The sequence below is a fragment of the Azospirillum sp. genome (assembly GCF_035628975.1).
GTDB lineage: Bacteria > Pseudomonadota > Alphaproteobacteria > Azospirillales > Azospirillaceae > Azospirillum.
The window spans coordinates 114842-133362 of record NZ_DASPIS010000138.1 but is presented as its reverse complement, the minus strand read 5'-3'; the positions used below and the strand labels follow the sequence as shown (position 1 = coordinate 133362).

The window sequence follows — 18521 nt, the reverse complement described above, 5'->3', positions numbered from 1 at the left end:
ACGCTTGTTGTGGGAGTGAGCATCGTATGAGCAGGTTTGGCGGCAGACCACCGGTTGGACGGGACCGTGTCCGGCTTTCCACAACGGAAAAGCAGGCCGCCGTCGCCGCCGCCAAGGACCAGAAGCCGGATTTCGACAACGACAAGCTCCTGAACCTGCTGCGGTCGGCGAAGAACGAACTGCAGGGCATGCGGCTGATCCACATGCATTTGTCGCTGCTGAAGGACCGCGATCCGACCAGCCAGATGATGGTGCGCTCGATCATCCAGGAACTGGCGACCAAGGCGTCCTACCTGCAATCCTTCAACATCTCCAACGGCGACGTCATCATCCTCTACAAGGGGCTGAAGCTGACCGGCGTGACCGACGTCTGCCAGACGGTCGAACAGGTTTTCCTGTCGAAGACGACGCTGACCGGACCGAACCCCTACAAGGAATATTCGCTCTACTCGATCATGGAACTGGCGTTGAACTTCATCAACGTCATCCGCTTCATCGAGGAGCTTCAGGCGAACGAGACCGGCAGCCACGTCACCGAAACCAAGCCGCCGATCACGCTGGAGGAACTGGGCAAGCTCGAACGCTCGATGCAGATGTTCGATTTGTCGCCCTTCCTGTTCAACCAGGGCATCGCCAACATCGGCAGCGGCGAAGCGGAGATGGAGTATTATGAGCTCTACATCTCCATCAAGCTTCTCCAGGAACGGCTCTGCCCGGATTACGACATCACCGCCAACAAGTGGCTGTTCAACTATTTCACCGCCAACCTCGACCAGTCGGTCCTGCGGGCACTGAACCATGGGCTCAGCTTCATGCGGGGGCGGCGGATCGGCATCAACATCAACCTGTCCACCGTCATCTCAACCGGCTTCGTGAAGTTCGACGAACGCCTGCCGATCGATTTCCGCGGCCAGGTGGTGCTGGAGGTGTCGAAGGGCGACCTGATCGAAAACCTGCCGCTGTTCAACGAGGTGGTGGAGTTCGCCCAGGACCGCCGTTACCAGATCGCGGTGGACGGGCTGAATCCGTTCTGGGTGACGAATTTCGATCTTGAATACCTGAACGCGGACTACGCGAAGATCTTCTGGTCGAACGACATGCTGGAGATGGACCCGTCGTTCGAGAAGTTCTTCCGCGACCGCATCGCCGAACAGGACCGCTGCAAATTCATCCTGGCCCGTTGCGACAGCGTGTCGAGCCTGGTCTACGCCCACAAGATGGGCATCAAGCTGGTCCAGGGCCGGGCGGTGGACAACATCATGCGCAAGGGCGTCAGCGTCCGCGAGGCCATCGCCCACGCCAAGGTGGATTGAGAACCACGCTCAAGGCTTGCGCGGGGCCTGACGCAACAGCCCGTCGGTCCAGGACGGCGGCAGCAGCGCCAGCAGCCAGACCGCGGCCATCATCGGCCAGGGGAAGGCGATGCGCGCCGCATTGCGCTCCAACCCTCGGCGGATGACGCGGGCGGCGGCCTCCGTCTCCATCAGGAACGGCATGGGGAAACGGTTCACCGCCGTCATGCGGCTCTTGACGAAGCCGGGGCAGATGACCGAGACGCCGATCCCCTCCCCGGCCAAATCGCCGCGCAATGCCTCGCCATAGACCCGCACCATCGCCTTGCTGGCGCAATAGGCCGGCGCGCCGGGAAGGCCGCGGAATCCGGCCAACGACGCCATCACGGCGATTTGCCCGCGCCGCCGCGCCCGCATCGCCGGAAGCAGCGGATGGATGCTGTTCAGAACACCGTCGATGTTGACCGCCAGGATGCGCCGGGCCTGTTCCTCCGTCTCGCCGCCATCGCCGGTGCCGGCCGACATCCCGGCATTGGCGATCAGCAGGTCGACCGGTTCGGCGGCATCGACCCGCGCCAGCCACTCCGCCATCGCCGCCCGGTCCGCCACGTCGATCACCGCCGTGTCCACCCGGGCCCCGGCGGTGCGGCAGCGCTGCGCCACCGCCTCCAGCCTTTCGGAGTCGCGGCCGGTCAGTGCCAGGGCGACGCCAGTGGCGGCATAAAGCAGCGCCAGGGCCTCGCCGATTCCGCTCGACGCGCCGGTGATGACGATGGACCGGGGGGCGGACCGGGGGGCGGACCGGGGGACGAAACGGGAGGTGGATCGCGGCTGCTTCATGAAATCTCCGCCCTGCTCGTCGGTCCAAATCCGGCGCCGGAGCTTGTTGTGGGGTGACGTCGAGTTTATAAGCACGACACCAACCGACACCGCTTTTCAAGTGAGGCCGCCTTTGCCCGCCCATCGCCCCGTCATTGCCAGCATGACCGGTTTCGCACGCGTCGACGGGCACGGCGACGGCTATTCCTGGACCTTCGAAGCCAAGAGCGTCAATGGCCGCAGCCTGGACCTGCGTTGCCGCCTGCCGTCGGGCTTCGACAGCATCGAGGCCGTGGCCCGCGCCGAGCTGCCGAAGCGGCTTGCCCGCGGCAACGTCAACCTGACGCTGACCGTCAACCGCGCCCAGGCAGTGTCGCAGCTCCGCATCAACCGGGAGCTTCTGGCCCAGGTGCTGGAACTCGCCCGCGAGATCGAGGGAGCCGGCGCCGCTCCGCCGCGGCTGGATTCGCTGCTGGCCGTCCGCGGCATCATCGAGCCGGTCGAAGAGGACGAGACCGAATCGCGCGAGCGTGTCGAATCGGCGCTGAAGGCCGACCTTGCCAAGCTGATCGGCCAGTTGGTGGACAACCGGCTCGCCGAGGGCGCCCGCATTGCGGAGGTGCTGAACGGCCATCTGGACGAGATCGCCCGTCTGGTCGATGCGGCCTCGGCCTGCGCCTCCACCCAGCCGGAAGCGCTGCGCGAGAAGCTGCGCGCACAGGTCGCCGCCATTCTCGGCTCCTTCCCGGCCCTGTCGGAGGACCGCCTGGCCCAGGAGGCCGCCATCCTGATCGGCAAGGCCGACGTGCGGGAAGAGCTGGACCGCCTGCGCGCCCACATCCAGGCGGCGCGCGACCTGATGGCGGAAGGCGGGGCCATCGGCCGCCGGTACGATTTCCTGTGCCAGGAGTTCAACCGCGAAGCCAACACGCTGTGTTCCAAGTCGGCGGACGTCGAACTGACCCGCATCGGCCTGTCGCTGAAAGCCTCGATCGAGCAGCTTCGCGAGCAGGTCCAGAACATCGAATGATCACCACCACCGAGTGAACGCCATGGCTGCGACCAACACCCCCCTGATCCACCGGCGCGGCCTGATGCTGGTGCTGTCCTCCCCCTCGGGCGCCGGCAAGACGACCATCGCCCGCGGCCTGCTGGAGCGCGATGCCGGCATCACCATGTCGGTCTCGGTGACCACGCGGGCGATGCGCCCCGGCGAGGCCGAGGGGCTGGATTATTACTTCATCGACCAGCAGCGTTTCGACCGCATGGCCGAGACCGGCGACCTGCTGGAGCATGCGCGCGTCTTCGGCAACTGCTACGGCACGCCGCGCGTTGCGGTGGAGGATGCGCTGGGGGCCGGCCGCGACGTGCTGTTCGCCATCGACTGGCAGGGCGCGCAGCAGCTGGCGCAGAACGCCCGCGACGATCTGGTCAGCGTCTTCGTCCTGCCGCCGACGGTCAGTGAATTGGAGCGCCGCCTGCGCGGCCGCGGTCAGGACTCGGAAGAGGTCATCGCCAACCGCATGGCCAAGGCGTCCAACGAGATCAGCCACTGGCCGGAATACGACTACGTCATCGTCAACCACGACGTGGACGAAAGCATCGCCGCGGTCTTGTCGATCCTGCGCGCCGAACGGCTGCGCCGCCGCCGTCAGGTCGGCCTGCCGGAATTCGTGCGCAGCATTCAGGACACTCTGTAATTATTTGATAGGAAACGGCTTCGCCCGCACCTTGATCTCATGGTCGGGCGCGCCTTCGCTGCCGTCAGGCCTCTTGCCGCGGTAATAGCCCTTCTGCCAGCGTTCCTGCGCCGCCGTGCTGCCGGGGGTCTGCAGGTCGGTGTTGAACTGGCTGCGCGAGGCTGCCCACGCGCGGTATTGCGCCGCGGTTTCCGGATCGCTGTCGAGATCGCGGACCTCCGGTTCCAGGCTTTCCACCAGCCCTCGCTGGATCGGCATCAGATGGGCGAAGGGTTCGCCCTTCTCCCAGGTCACCGGCACGCCGGGCGCGGTGAATCTCCAGTTCATGGTGAAGGGATAGGGCGACCAGTCGGTCTCGATGATGCCCGACAGGCCGAGGATCCCGTGCTTCGGATGGTTCAGCGGCCCGGTCACCATCAGGTTCACGCCCGGCGGCGTCCGGAACAGGGCCGCGACATGGAAGGTCAGCACGCCGCTGCCGAAATGGCTGGCCGGCAGCAGCGGGTGCGGTTCCTCGGCCGTGACGGCGATGGCATCCAGCCCGGTGCCGCCATCCCAGACCGCCGTCACCCGCACCGGGCAACAGACCTCCCACCCATGCATGCTGGCGATGTTCAGCGGCAGGCAGCGGTAGCCGTACTGCTCCGGCAGTGCGTCGATCCAGTCGCGCGTCGGGCGCGCCGGGCGGATGTCGGGCATGGCCCCCGACAGCGGATAAGCGATCAGTGTCATAGTGCCGCATCCTGCCAGATTTCCGGCCCAAGGTACCCGGCGGATCGCGAAGATCACAACCGGTTACGTGTCCATCGGGATTATCCCTATGCCTCCGTTAGGGATTGCATCAACGCCCGATACTCCAGTATGAGTGGCGCATTCCATTAGGGACTGATCATTTAAGCGGGTCGCGATGCGCCGGAGCGTTCCGGCGGCGGAGTCGCGCGTTTGGGGTGGAACAAGGCGATGATCGACAAACTTCACAGTATCAAGGCGAAGCTCCTGATCCTTCTGGGGCTGTTCCTCGTCACCATCCTGGTGGCAGGCATCTGGTCCGCGACGTCCAAGCGCGAGACCATGGTGGAGGGATACCGCAACTCGATCCAGGCGGTGGTGCAGACCTCGTTGTCGATCATCAAGTCCTACGACGCCCGCGCCGCCAAGGGCGAGTTCAGCCGCGAAGAGGCGCAGACGCAGGCCAAGGCCGCCCTGCGCGCGCTGCGCTTCTTCGGCAGCGAATACATGTTCGGTTACGAGTTCGACGGGACCAACGTCTTCCACGGCGTGCGCGCCGATCTGGAAGGCACCCGCAAGCTGGCCGATTTCAAGGACAGCAACGGCGTCCTGGTGATCCGCGGGCTGATCGATTCGGCGAAGTCCAATGACGGCTTCCTGATCTACAACTTCCCCAAGGCCAGCGGCGGCGAACCGGTGCCGAAGCTGGCCTTCGCCGCGATCTACGAACCCTGGGGCTGGATGATCGGCACAGGCGTCTACATCGACGACGTGGATGCCGCCTTCCGGCGCACGCTGCTGGAAACGCTGGTGGTCACGCTGGTCGCGTCGGTCCTGCTCGGGCTGTTCGGCTTCCGTCTGGTGTCGCGCATCTCCAAGGGGCTGGACGGCATCAGCACCGCGACCGGCCGCATCGCCAAGGGCGATCTCGCCACGCAGGTCGGCGGTACTGAACGCCGCGACGAGGTGGGCGCGCTCGCCCGCTCGGTCGAGACGCTGCGGCTCAGCGCCGTCGAGGCGGAGGAACTGCGCCGCCGCCACACGGCCCTGGAGCAGGAGGCCGAACAGGCCCGTCGCGCCACCATGTCCCGCCTCGCCGACGAGTTCGAAAGCACGGTCGGCGGTCTGGTCCGTTCGGTCGCCGAATCGGCCGGCCAGCTGACCCACACCTCCGGCGCGATGAGCAGCGGGGCGGAGCAGACCACCCGCCTGATGGACGGCGCCGCCCGCGCGGCGGAAACCACCTCGGGCAACGTCCAGGCGGTGGCCGGCGCGACCGAGGAACTGGCCGCGTCGATCCGCGAGATCGCCCAGCAGATCGCCGAATCCACCACCGGCTCCGCCCGCGCGGTGGAGGACGTCCGCCGCACCTACGCGCTGATCGAACAGCTGGACGGCGTCGCCCGGCGCACGGTGGAGGTGGTGGACCTGATCCGCTCCATCGCCGAGCAGACCAACCTGCTGGCGCTGAACGCGACCATCGAAGCGGCACGCGCCGGCGAGGCCGGCAAGGGCTTCGCCGTCGTCGCCAGCGAAGTGAAGAATCTCGCCAACCAGACGGCCAAGGCAACCGATGACGTGCAGGCGCAGATCGCCGCCATGACCGACGCCACCTCGTCGGTGGTGGAGGCCATGCGCGGGGTCGGCGGCGCCATCGAGACGGTGAACGGCGTCGCCTCCAGCATCTCCGCCGCCATTGAGGAGCAGGGTGCCGCCACCCGCGACATCAGCCAGAACGTCAACGAGGCGGCGCAGGGCGTCAGCTCGGTGTCCGACAGCCTGAACCTCGTCTGCAGCCACGCCACCGCCACCGGTCAGGCCTCCACCGAGGTGGCCGCCGCCGCCCGTGCGGTGGGTGAGCGGGCCGACCGCATGCTGAACGAGGTCTCGGCCTTCGTCGCCCGCATCCGCCAGGGCTGAACGGCCGCAAGGCGCGCGTCCGGGGGAGGCGCGCGCCGGATGCAATCCGCGACAATCCGCGCTATGGATTGAGTCCTGCGAAGCGCTGCCACACGGGACCTCATGACCTCCCCCACCCCGACCGCCTCCCACTCCACCGCCGCCCGGCGCGGCTGGCTCGACGAGGCGCTGCGGCGCATCGAGGCGGACGTGAACCGGTCCGCCGACACCCATCTGCTGCGCCTGCCGATCCCGTCGGCGCCGGGGATCACGCTGTACCTGAAGGACGAGTCGACCCACCCGACGGGCAGCCTGAAGCACCGGCTGGCGCGGTCGCTGTTCCTCTATGCGATCTGCAACGGCTGGGTGCGCGAGGGCACCACGGTGATCGAGGCGTCGTCGGGCTCCACCGCGGTGTCGGAGGCCTATTTCGCCCAACTGCTCGACCTGCCCTTCGTCGCGGTGGTGCCGCGCAACACCTCCCCGGCCAAGATCGCGCAGATCGAGTTCTACGGCGGCCGCTGCCACATGGTGGAGCGCGCGTCGGAGGTCTGTTCCGAGGCGCAGCGGCTGGCCCAGGCCTGCAACGGCCATTTCATGGACCAGTTCACCTATGCGGAGCGCGCGACCGACTGGCGCGGCAACAACAACATCGCCCAGTCGATCTTCGAGCAACTGGCACAGGAGCCCCATCCGGTGCCGGACTGGATCGTCTGCGGCGCCGGCACCGGCGGCACCTCCGCCACGATGGGGCGCTTCGTGCGCTATCGCCGGCTGCCGACCCGCATCTGCGTCGCCGACCCCGAACATTCGGCCTTCTTCGAGGGCTTCCGCGACGACAACCCGCAGGCCGATGTCGGCCGCGGGTCCGGCATCGAAGGGATCGGGCGGCCGACGGTCGAGCCGTCCTTCCAGCCGACGGTGATCGACCGCATGATCCGCGTGCCCGACGCCGCCAGCATCGCCGCGATCTGGGTGCTGCGGGACCGGCTGGGCCGCGCCTGCGGCGGCTCCACCGGCACCAATCTGGTGGGCTCAATCCAGTTGATCGCGGAAATGATGCGCGACGGTCGGCAGGGCAGCGTCGCCACCCTGATCTGCGACCCCGGCGACCGCTATATGGGCACCTACTTCAACCGCGACTGGCTGGTGTCGGCCGGGCTGGACATCGCCCCGTGGTGCGAGCGCATCGACGGCTTCTTCCGCACCGGCGCCTGGAGCGGCGACGGGATCGAGACCGCCGAACGGTGACGGGAGGGTCGCGGCGATGACGCGCATGCGGATCCGCATCGATTTCGACAGCGGCGGCTCGATCGGTCCCGGCAAGATCATGCTGCTGGAACGGATCCGCGAAACCGGCTCCATCTCCGCCGCCGGACGGGCGCTGAACATGTCCTATCGCCGGGCCTGGCTGCTGGTGGACGACATGAACCGCATCTTCCGCGAACCGGTGGTCAGCGCCGCGGTGGGCGGGAAGCATGGCGGCGGCACGGTGCTGACCGCCTTCGGCGAGGAGGTCATCGACCATTACCGCGCCGTCGAACGCGAAGCCCGCGTGGCGACCGCCCACCGGCTGGCGGCGCTGGCGGCGGGGACAAACCCGGATTACGGCGCGGACAAGCGGGCCGACGACGGCAGCTTCGCCAACGATCCGGCGCTGAAGCCGGGATGCGGGGCGGAGTGACGGCCCACCCCGTCCTCAGTAGTCCTTCTCGTAGACCAGCCCGAACTGCGTGTCGGAGTTGGCGCCGACCGAGGCGGTGCCTTTCAGGTTCTTGGTGATGTCGACTTCGACCTTCGCCCGGCTCTGGTTGGCGCCGATGCCCTGTTCGACGCCGACATAGACGCGGTCGCTGACATAGCGGCCGGCCTGCACCGCGCCGCCCTTGCCGTTCTCGCCCTGGGTGAAGTCCAGCCGGTCCACGCCGATGCTGCGGCGTACGCGGTCCAGGATGCCGCCGCCCCCGCCGCCGACGCCGGCCAGCGCCGCCGCCGACTGGGCAAGCTGCACCGCCTCCGCCGCGCTCAGGTCGCCGACCGACTTGCCGAACAGCACGCCGGCCAGCACCTCGTCCTGGGGCAGCCCCTGGGGCGAGGTCAGTTCGATCTTCGGCTGGCGGGGGGTGCCGCTGACCACCACCTGCGCGGTGATGCCGTTGGCCGTCGCTTCGGCCAGCAGGTCGAGCCGGGGATCGAGACCGCCGTCGAAGTCGAAGATGCCGCGCTTGAACTCGAAATTGCGGGCCAGCAGGTTCAGGCTGCCCTTCAGGATGGTGAAGCGGCCGGTCAGCTCGGGCGCCGCCGCGGTGCCCCCGACCCGCAGATTCCCGCCGAGTTCCGCATCCAGCCCGCGACCGCGCACGAAGATCTGGTTGGGCGCGTTCACCGTCATGTCCAGCGCCAGCACGAAGGGCGTTGCCGCGGGCGGCGCCTCCTCCGGCTGCGGGATGCGCCGGGTGCCGCCGGATGTCGAGACCTGGGTGGTGCCGCGGGCGCGGCCCTTGCCGACCTCCGATACCTTCAGATCGACGACGCTGGCCGGCATGCGGTCGGGAATTTGAATCTCGGCACGGCGGATATCGACCGGCCCGGCCAGCCGCGCATTGGCGAATCCGCCTGTCAGCGTCAGGTTCGCCCCGATCTCCGCAGTCGCGATGTCGATCTCGACCAAGCGGGCGTTGTCGGCCTTCAGCGCGATGTCGAGTTGCCGGTCGGCCGGAGCCGCCGGGCGGATGACGCCGCTGGCGCTGATGGCGCCACCGTTGCGGGTCCGGCCCTGGAAGCTCTGGATGGTGAAGACGTCGCCGTCGCCGACCAGACGCGCCTGGATGTTGGTGATGACGGCACCCGACGCCCGGTTCTCGTAGCGCCCGTTCGCCAGCACGACGGAGCCGCCGAGCGACGGCTTCTCCACCGTGCCGCCGGCCCGCACGTCGAGCTGTAGCGACCCGCGCGCCCGGTCGCCCGACGACGCCAGAATGTCGTTCGCCAGCGACAGGTCCAGCGTGCCGTTGACCGCCGCCTCCAGCGCGCCGTTCGGCGGCAGGCTGACGGCATAGCTGTCGGGGTCCATCACCAGCGGCACGGCGGCGTTGGCGGTCAGGGTGCCGGCGTTCTTCGGCATGGCGATGCGGCCGGTCATCGACAGCCGGCGGTCGCGCCACTGCGCGTCCACATTGGCGTCGATGCCCGGTAGGCCGGCCTGCGTCGTCTGCTGCGCCTTCAGCCCGCTGACGCGCAGGGTGGCGTCGGCCCGCGGGCTGCGCAGCGTTCCGCCCAGCGAGGCGCGCGCGTTGGCGACGCCGTCCAGCCGCAGCGTCGGGCTGGCGAGCTTCGCCAAGGCGAGCGGCAGACGGTCGATCGTCAACTCGCCGCTCAGCCGGTCGCCGTTCAGGCCGAGGTCGGCGACCAGACGGGCATTGCCCGACGACAGCCGCAGTTCCTTCACCTCGTAGCGGCGTTCGGCCAGCAGGATTGCGGCAGGGGCGGTCATCCGCAGCTCCTCCCCGGCATAGCGCGCCTGCAGGCGGTCGAGCCGGATGCGCGTCGCCTCCCCCTCCCGCGTCAGATTGCCGGCGAGATCAAGGGCGACCGGCTGGGCCCCCGCACCCGCGGCGTTGGCCTGGAAGGAGGCCTTGGCCAGCGATCCGTCGACCGAGGCGGTGACGCTGCGCAGGTCGTTGCCGGCGGCGTTTCCGTCGGTCATCTCCACCCGCGCCTTGCCGCTGGGAGTGCCGAGCGCGTCGGCGACATCGGCCCGTGCGGTCAGGCGGCGGGCGGTCAGCAGCGGTCCGCCTTCCCCCTCCACCCGCAGGTTGGTGGCGTCGGCGGTCAGGTTGGCCGCCTGCTTGCCGCCCTTGCCGTCGAGCGCCAGCGCGAAGGTCGCCCCGCCGCCGAGCGGCATGCCGGCCAGTTCCGACAGGCCGTTCAGGTTGGGCAGCGCGCCTTCCAGCCGTCCGGTGGCGAGCAGGGTGTCGAGCGCCACCTGGGCCTGACCGGTGATGCGGTTCGACCCGTTGGCGATGGTCAGCCCATCCAACCGCAGCGTCTGCTCGCGCAGCGCATAGCGTCCGTCGAGCGCCAGCGGCGTCTTGTCCAGGTTGGTGCGGGCCGACACCGTGCCGTTCGGCGTCGCCGGCAGGCCGGATGCCGTGGCCTGCACGTCGGTGGTGCCCAGACGGCGGCCCTGGACCACGAGGTCGCGGGCGTTCAGCTTCGCCTGCGCCTCGATGGCGTCGAGCGGGCCGCGGGCGGTGGCATCCAGCGTTGCGGATCCCTCCATCGGGGTGCCGAGCGCGCCGCCCAGCGGCTCCAGCTTCGCCACCGTCAGGGTGGTGCGGGCATCGACCTGATTGTTCGCCAGCGCGGCGTTGCCGGTCAGCTTGCCGTTGCGGCCGTCGATCGTCAGGTCGGTCAGGCGCATGGCGCCGTCCGGCTCCATCCGTGCCGCCAGCGCCAGCGTCGCCTTGTCGCCCAGCACCGCGTCGGCCGGCGTGCCGGTGGCGAAACGGTCGAAGCTGCCGGTCAGCTCGGTGGTGAGCACGCCGTCGGCACCGCGCCTCACCGGACCGGAGAGAGCGACCGCCCCCGCCAGTGGACGGCCAGCGAGGTCCGACAGCGGGGCGAGGTCGTCGGCGCTGGCGGACAGCGTCAGGTCGGCGGTCTGGCCCCAGCCGCCGATGGTCCCCTTCGCCTCCGCCCGCGCGGCGGCGGCATTCAGCGCCAGCGTTTCCAGGCCGACCTGTCCGCTGCCGACGTCGATCCGCGCGCGGGCGGCGAGCGACGTCTCCGGCCCGGTCAGGCGGAACAGCGCCGGATCGTCGGCGGCGAGATCGCGTAGCGTGGCATTGACCGCGACGTTCAGCGCGTTCAGTGCGCCCTCGGCCGAGCCCTCCACCACGCCCTCGCGCCAGGACAGCGGGACCAGCGGATGCAGGGTGGACTCCGGGCCGGCCTGCAGGGTCCAGCGCAGGTTCAGGCTGTTGTAGTCGGACGCGATGTCGCCGTTCACCGTGGCGGTCGCGGCGGCGACGGTCAGCGCCAGCGGACGGACGGTGATGGCACCGCTCGGCGCCCGCAGCACGCTGGCGTTCAGCGTCGGGGTGGGACCGATCAGCGGCGTCACCGTTTCCCCCGCCAGCCCGGCGATCAGGGGGGCGAAGTTGCCGCCGGCCGCCAGCGTCAGGGCATGGCCCTCCGGCACCTTCTTGATGGTGGCGTCGGCGTTCAATGTGCCGACGGGGGCTGCGGCCTCGCCGGACACGGCGGCCAGCTTGCCGGCCCAGTCGTCCAGTGTGCCGTCGCCCTTCAGCGTCACCTGCACCGGCGGCAGGCCGGGGATGGACAGGGCGCGGGCCATGACGCCGCCGGCCGGTTCCGACGCATCGACCGAGAGGGCCAGCGTGTTCTCGTCCGGCTTGTAGGCGGCGGCGATATCGGCTTTGCCGGGCTTGTCGTCGATGCGCGCCACCGACAGGGTGGTGTCCAGCGCCCCGCCGCTGTGCGCCAGTTCCGCCGCCCCGGTGATGCGCAGCACCGCCGGCTCGCCGAGCAGGGCCGGTCCCAACTCCAGCCGCTCCACCACCAGCTTGTCGAGGTCGATGTCGACCGGCAGGCTGGGCAGAAGCGGGGCGTTGGGATCGGACGGTGCAGCGGGCTGGGTGCTGATGGGCGCGCGGGTGACGACGACGGAGGCCGCTTCCAGCGAATCGATCTTGGCGCTGCGCAGGAACAGGGCGGATGGCGACATCACCACATGCAGCCGGTCGATGGTCAGCCAGACGCCCTGGCTGTCGGCCAGCGTGACGGTCGTGATGGTGAAGTCGGTGGGGATGCTGCCCTCGATGGTGCCGAGCTTCAGATGCATGTCCGGCGATTCGACGGCGCCCTCGATCTTCTCGGTCAGCCATTCGCGGGTGGAATCGCCGAGCAGCGAGAAGGCCCTTGCGGGCTGCGGACCGGCCAGCAGGCCGGCCAGGATCGTCAGACCGACCAGAAGAATGCGAACCGCCGTCACACCATGCCCTTTCACCAGCACACCCAACTATGTCTCAACCGCAATAGCCAGTCATCGTCCCGAAGGATTGGGACGAAATTGCGCCATCAGAACGCCTGCCCAAGGCTGAGATACAGCTGCCAGCGCGCATCGCCGCTCGCGGGGTTGAAGGGAACGCCGACATCGACGCGCAACGGACCGAAGTCGGTGTAGTAGCGCAGGCCGAGGCCGGCGCCGACGCGCAGCGGCTCGCTGAAGTCGGGATAGGCCGAATCATAGACCGTGCCGGCATCGACGAAAGGCACGACGCCGATGCTCTCGGTCACCTTGATGCGCAGCTCCGCCCCGATCTCGAACAGCGACCGGCCGCCGACGGGATCGTCGTAGCGGTCGCGCGGCCCCGCCTTCTGGAAGCCGTAGCCGCGCACCGACCCGCCGCCGCCGGCATAGAACCGATGGTCGGGCGGAATGTCGGTCAGCGAGGTGCCGAGGATGCTGCCCAGCCCGATCCGCGCCGCCGCCACATAGCGCCCGTCATTGCCGAGATCGTAGTAGGTGGAGCCGTTCAGCAGGATCGAGGTGAAGGGCGACTTGGTGTCGCCACCCACCGGGAACCACGGCGTCACCTGCAGCGAGGCCCGCTGGCCGGAGGTCGGGTTCAGCAGATTGTCGGTGCCGTTCCAGGCGGCGCCCAGCGGCACGCCGATGAAGGCGGTCTGATAGGTGGTGTCCTCCGTCTTCACCCGGCCGCGCTCGCCGGTCACGCCGTAGCTGATGGTCAGTTGGTCGGTCAGCGGCCGTTCGAGCTTGACCGTCAATTCCGACGCGACACGGCTGTAGGCCGGCGGCTGGTCGTTGACCACGGCGAAATTGACCACCAGCGACTGCTTCACCGCCAGGAAGTCGGGCTTGCGGAAATTCACGCTGAAACGCAGGTCCGGCAGGTCGTTGCCGGTGCTGGAGCTGCCGCCGCTTGAGCCGGCGACTCGGCCGACATCGACGCCGAGGCGCAGCTGCTCCGCCCCGCCGAACAGGTTGCGGTGGCCCCAATAGGCGTTGGTGCCCAGCCCGTCCTCGGTCGAGAAGGTGACGCCGCCGCCGATGAAGCGGCGCTTGCGCTCGCCCACCGAGACGATCACCGGCGTCACGCCGTCCGGCCCCGGCTCGTCCGCCATCCGCACGCGGACGGTGTCGAAGACCTGCAATGCTGCGATGTCCTGGCGTGCCCGGTCGGTGGCGCCGGGATCGTAGACCTGCCCCTCCTTCCAGGCCAGCCGCCCGCGCACCAGATCCTCGTCGACCTTCTCCAGCCCTTCGATGCGGGTCGCGCCGTACCGGGTCAGCGGGCCGGCATCGACGGTATAGGTGACGTCCATCGTGCGGTCGGAATGATCGACCACCACCTCGCGGTCGGACGCCTTGGCGAAGGCGTAGCCGCGCTTTGCCAGCCGGCCGATCAGTTCCGATTCGGCATCCAGCACCCGCTGCGCCACCGCCGGCGCCCCGGCGGCGAGGCCGAGGTCGTCGGTCGCGACCTCCCCCGGCAAGGTGGAACCGCCAGTGGAGTTGGCGGCGCCGCGCACCGTCACCGTCTTGAAGTGGTAGAGCGGACCCGGCGTCACCGCGACCGTCACCTTGACCGGCGGAGCTTCCCCACCCGCAGGCAAGGTGCCGGTGGCCGCCGGATCCTCGATGCGGATGTCCAGCCGGGCGTCGTAGTAGCCGGCGGAGCGCAGCGCCGTCTGCAGCCGGTCGCGGTCGCTGTCCGCCCGCCGCTCCAGCCCGATCAGCGAAGGCGGCGTATCCCCCTTCAACTCCACCAGCGTCGAGGCATCGTTCAGCGTGCCGCGCAGGCCGTCATCCTCGACACCGGTGATCTCGACGTCATAGCGGATGCCGGCCGGCCGCACCTCTTCCTCCGCCGGAGCATCGGGCTGGGCAACGTCTGGAGGATTGGCGGGAGGATTGGCGGGGACGGCACCGGGAATGCCGTCGGCCGGCGAATCCTGGGCGCGGCCGGCGCCGGACGGCCCCAGCAGCAGCAGGGCGGCGACCAGCGGAACGGCGATGGGGGCCTTGAAGGGCGTGGCTGCAAACCTGGTTGCGGCGGCCATCCTGCGGCGGGAAGCAGAAGCGAAGCGGATCATCGCCCACAATGTAGGCTGCGAGCACGCATGGCTCCATCCCGGAAATTCGCGTTAGACCAAAGGGCACGGGACTTGCGTTTTAGCCGCAGATCCATATATTGCGCCGCAACAGTTTCCCCGACAGCGCCCACGGATTAATCTTCGTCGGGCCTTTTTGTTGTTTGTGGCATGACGCTGCTGCGTGTCGGGGGTGCCATTGCGAGACCGAAGGCTCCATGAATCTCCGTAACGTCGCCATCATCGCCCACGTCGACCACGGCAAGACCACGCTGGTCGACCAACTTCTCAAGCAGGCCGGCTCGTTCCGCGAGAACCAGCAGGTGGCCGAACGCGCCATGGACTCCAACGACCTGGAGCGCGAGCGCGGCATCACCATCCTGGCCAAGTGCACGTCGGTCCTGTGGAACGACCTGCGCATCAACATCGTCGACACCCCGGGCCACGCCGATTTCGGCGGCGAGGTGGAGCGCATCCTCTCCATGGTCGACGGCGTCGTCCTGCTCTGCGACGCGGCCGAAGGCCCGCTGCCGCAGACCAAGTTCGTGCTGGGCAAGGCGCTGAAGCTGGGCCTGCGCCCGATCGTCGTCATCAACAAGGTGGACCGTCCCGACGGCCGTCCGCACGAGGTGCATGACGAGGTGTTCGACCTGTTCGCCTCGCTCGACGCCTCGAACGAGCAGCTGGACTTCCCGACGCTGTTCGCCTCGGGCCGCAACGGCTGGGCGACTACGGATCTGGAGAACGGCGCCCGCGAGACGCTGACCCCGCTGTTCGAACTGATCCGCGACCACGTCCCGGCCCCGAAGGTCGAGGAAGACCTGCCCTTCACCATGCTGGCGACCACGCTGGAAGCGAACCCGTATCTGGGCCGCATCCTGACCGGCCGCATCCAGACGGGCTCGGTCAAGGTCAACATGGCCGTCAAGTCGATGAGCCGCGACGGCAAGCTGGTCGAGAATGCCCGCATCAGCAAGGTGCTGGCCTTCCGCGGCCTGGAGCGCGTGCCGGTGGACGAGGCGCATGCCGGCGACATCGTCGCTCTGGCCGGCCTGACCAACACCACCGTGGCCGACACCATCTGCGCGCCGGAAGTGGCCGAACCGCTGGCCGCCCAGCCGATCGACCCGCCGACCCTGGCGATGACCTTCTCGGTCAACGACAGCCCGCTGGCCGGCCGCGAGGGCGACAAGGTCACCAGCCGCATGATCCGCGACCGCCTGTTCCGCGAAGCGGAAGGCAACGTGGCTCTGCGCATCGCCGACACCGAGGGCGGCGACGCCTTCGAGGTGGCCGGCCGCGGCGAACTGCAGCTGGGCATCCTGATCGAGACCATGCGCCGCGAGGGGTATGAGCTGGCGATCAGCCGTCCGCGCGTGCTGTTCAAGACCGACCCGCTGAACGGCCAGCGCCTGGAGCCGATCGAGGAAGTCGTCGTCGACGTCGACGAGGAGTTCTCGGGCACCGTCGTCCAGAAGATGTCGGAGCGCAAGGCCGACCTCATCGAGATGCGTCCCAGCGGCGGCAACAAGACCCGCATCGTCTTCCACGCCCCGTCGCGCGGCCTGATCGGCTATCAGGGCGAGTTCCTGACGGACACCCGCGGCACCGGCATCATGAACCGCCTGTTCCACGGCTATGCCCCGTTCAAGGGCGCCATCGCGGCCCGCCGCACCGGCGTCCTGATCTCCAACAGCGACGGCACCGCAGTGGCTTACGCGCTGTGGAACCTGGAGGATCGCGGCCCGATGCTGATCGATCCGGGCGTTCCCGTCTATCAGGGCATGATCATCGGCGAGCACACCCGCGGCAACGACCTCGAGGTCAATGTCATCAAGGGCAAGCAGCTGACGAACATCCGCACCACCAGCAAGGACGAGGCCGTTCGCCTGACCCCGCCGATCCAGATGACCCTGGAAAAGGCGCTGTCCTACATCTCCGACGACGAGCTGGTGGAAGTCACGCCCAAGTCCATCCGCCTGCGCAAGCGCTACCTCGATCCGAACGAGCGCAAGCGTCACCAGCGCGCCGCCGAGGCGAGCTGATAGGGGCTGGTGTTTTTAGGATAGAGTATCTGGCGTTGATGCCCCCTCCCTAACCCTCCCCCGCTCTCGGCCGGCTGAAAGCCGGTCCGATCGCGGGAGAGGGAACTGCCGCTGCATGGCAAATCCACCCTCTCCCGCAAAGCGGGGGAGGGAGGGACCCGCGAAGCGGGAGGGAGGGGGCACTCCGCTCCGACTATCTTTTCCGACAGCGAGGACACCCCCGCATGGCGATGGCGACCGACGCGAAGTCTTCCGGCTCTCCGTCCTTCTCTCCTCGCCGACTGTGGTCGCGGGTCGGTCCGACCGGGCTGTTCGCCCTCATCCTCGCCTTGCTGATCGCCCTGCCGATCCTTGCCGTCTTCGTCCAGGCGGCCGGCGTCTCCACCGACCTGTGGGGGCACATGGCGCGGACGGTGCTTCCCGGCTACATTCTCAACACCCTGATCCTTCTGGGCATCGTCGGCGTGGTCACGCTGGTGACCGGCGTCGCCTGCGCCTGGACCGTCACCATGCACGACTTCCGCGGGCGCGGGGTGCTGCAATGGGTGCTGCTCCTGCCGCTTGCCATGCCGGCCTATGTGCTGGCCTACACCTACACCGACTTCCTGCAATTCGCCGGGCCGCTGCAGTCCTTCCTGCGCGCCACCTTCGGCTGGCGCCGCGGCGACTACTGGTTCCCGGAGATCCACACCGCATGGGGCGCCGGGCTGGTGCTGTCGTCGGTTCTGTACCCTTACGTCTATGTGCTGACCCGCGCCGCCTTCCTGGAACAGTCCGTCTGCGTGCTGGAGGCCAGCCGCACGCTGGGCTGCACCCAATTCGGCGCCTTCCGCCGCGTGGCGCTGCCGCTGGCGCGCCCGGCGCTGGTGGCCGGCGTCGGCTATGCGCTGATGGAGACGCTGGCCGATTTCGGCGCGGTCCGATACTTCGGCATCGACACCTTCACCGTCGGCATCTACCGCACCTGGTTCGCGCTGGGCGACGCGGCCGCGGCGGCTCAACTGGCTGCCGTGCTGCTGCTGGTTGTGCTGGCTCTGGTCGGGCTGGAGCGGCTGTCGCGCGGGCGGATGCGCTTCCACCAGACCACCGGCCGCTACCGCGCCCTGCCCGCCCCGCGCCTGTCGGCCCGCGGCACGGTGGTGGCCTGGATCGTCTGCCTGACGCCGGTGCTGTTCGGCTTCCTGCTGCCGGGTGCCGTGCTGATCCGCATGATCCTGCGCGGCGGAACCGAGCTGACGCTTGCCCGCTTCACCGACCTGACGGTCAACACTTTCATCCTCGGCGCCAGCGGGGCCGCGCTGGTGGTCGCCGTGGCGCTGATGGTGATCCATGGCGTGCGCCACGACCGCAGCGGGCTTGCCACCGGTGCCGCCCGCCTCGCCTCGCTCGGCTATGCCACGCCGGGGACGGTGATTGCGGTGGGCATCCTCATCACCGTCGGGCTGACCCGCGACTGGACCGGCTGGCCGGTCGGCGCCATCCTCGGCGCCACCATCGCCGGCATCCTCTACGGCTATCTGATCCGCTTCTTCGTGGTTGCCTATGGGCCGCTGGAATCCGGCTTCGCCAAGATCGGCCCCAATCTGGAGGGGGCGGCCCGCTCGCTCGGCCACACGCCGCTGCAGGTGCTGCGCCGGGTCCATCTGCCGCTGCTGCGCCCCAGCCTGCTGAGCGCCGCCATGCTGGTGTTCGTGGACATCACCAAGGAGCTGCCGGCGACGATGATCCTGCGGCCCTTCAACTTCGACACGCTGGCGATCGAGGCCTTCCGCATGGCCTCCACCGAGCGGCTGGACGATGCCGCCCTGCCCGCCCTGGTGATCGTTCTGGTCGGCCTCGCCCCCGTCATCTATCTGAGCCGCACCATCGCCTCGTCGCGCCCAGGCCATCGCGGGTAG

At 68.8% G+C, this 18521-nt stretch carries 12 protein-coding genes; 8 read left to right on the top strand and 4 right to left on the bottom strand.

What is annotated here, in order from left to right; genetic code table 11:
- Positions 1-26: 26 nt before the first annotated feature.
- Complete coding sequence (locus VD964_RS28715; protein WP_324871844.1) at positions 27-1313, top strand: hypothetical protein; 1287 nt, start codon at positions 27-29, stop codon at positions 1311-1313.
- A gap of 9 nt (positions 1314-1322) precedes the next feature.
- Here the strand turns inward: VD964_RS28715 and VD964_RS28710 are convergent, their stop codons facing one another.
- Positions 1323-2132: an SDR family NAD(P)-dependent oxidoreductase gene (locus VD964_RS28710; RefSeq protein ID WP_324871843.1), complete on the bottom strand. Its 810-nt coding sequence runs from the start codon at positions 2130-2132 to the stop codon at positions 1323-1325.
- Between the two features lie 142 nt (positions 2133-2274).
- Here VD964_RS28710 and VD964_RS28705 point away from each other — a divergent pair, with 142 nt between their 5' ends.
- Both VD964_RS28705 and gmk read left to right on the top strand, forming a co-directional pair.
- Positions 2275-3141, top strand: coding sequence for a YicC/YloC family endoribonuclease (locus VD964_RS28705; protein ID WP_324871842.1), 867 nt, complete (start codon positions 2275-2277; stop codon positions 3139-3141).
- A gap of 22 nt (positions 3142-3163) precedes the next feature.
- Positions 3164-3811: a guanylate kinase gene (gene gmk, locus VD964_RS28700; protein WP_310114105.1), complete on the top strand. Its 648-nt coding sequence runs from the start codon at positions 3164-3166 to the stop codon at positions 3809-3811.
- On the opposite strand, the gene VD964_RS28695 is transcribed toward gmk, so the two are convergent.
- The gene (locus VD964_RS28695) at positions 3812-4543 is read right to left on the bottom strand and encodes a DUF6065 family protein (RefSeq protein ID WP_324871841.1); all 732 of its coding nucleotides are present in this window, start codon (positions 4541-4543) and stop codon (positions 3812-3814) included.
- A 228-nt stretch (positions 4544-4771) separates the two neighbouring features.
- Here VD964_RS28695 and VD964_RS28690 point away from each other — a divergent pair, with 228 nt between their 5' ends.
- The 3 genes from VD964_RS28690 to VD964_RS28680 all read left to right on the top strand — a co-directional run bounded on the left by VD964_RS28690 (position 4772) and on the right by VD964_RS28680 (position 8123).
- Positions 4772-6460 carry a methyl-accepting chemotaxis protein gene (locus VD964_RS28690; protein WP_324871840.1) on the top strand — a complete coding sequence of 563 codons (1689 nt, stop codon included), beginning with the start codon at positions 4772-4774 and terminating at the stop codon, positions 6458-6460.
- 102 nt (positions 6461-6562) lie between these two features.
- Positions 6563-7690, top strand: coding sequence for a PLP-dependent cysteine synthase family protein (locus VD964_RS28685; protein WP_324871839.1), 1128 nt, complete (start codon positions 6563-6565; stop codon positions 7688-7690).
- A gap of 16 nt (positions 7691-7706) precedes the next feature.
- Positions 7707-8123 carry a winged helix-turn-helix domain-containing protein gene (locus VD964_RS28680; RefSeq protein ID WP_324871838.1) on the top strand — a complete coding sequence of 139 codons (417 nt, stop codon included), beginning with the start codon at positions 7707-7709 and terminating at the stop codon, positions 8121-8123.
- 15 nt (positions 8124-8138) lie between these two features.
- Here VD964_RS28680 and VD964_RS28675 read toward each other — a convergent pair whose 3' ends face one another.
- The gene (locus tag VD964_RS28675) at positions 8139-12455 is read right to left on the bottom strand and encodes a translocation/assembly module TamB domain-containing protein (protein ID WP_324871836.1); all 4317 of its coding nucleotides are present in this window, start codon (positions 12453-12455) and stop codon (positions 8139-8141) included.
- Positions 12456-12541: 86 nt separating this feature from the next.
- A complete protein-coding gene (locus VD964_RS28670; RefSeq protein WP_324871835.1) occupies positions 12542-14548 on the bottom strand; it encodes an autotransporter assembly complex family protein in 2007 nt (668 codons plus the stop codon).
- 248 nt (positions 14549-14796) lie between these two features.
- Here VD964_RS28670 and typA point away from each other — a divergent pair, with 248 nt between their 5' ends.
- Complete coding sequence (typA, locus tag VD964_RS28665; RefSeq protein WP_324871834.1) at positions 14797-16623, top strand: translational GTPase TypA; 1827 nt, start codon at positions 14797-14799, stop codon at positions 16621-16623.
- 224 nt (positions 16624-16847) lie between these two features.
- The gene (locus VD964_RS28660; RefSeq protein WP_324871833.1) at positions 16848-18521 is read left to right on the top strand and encodes an iron ABC transporter permease; all 1674 of its coding nucleotides are present in this window, start codon (positions 16848-16850) and stop codon (positions 18519-18521) included.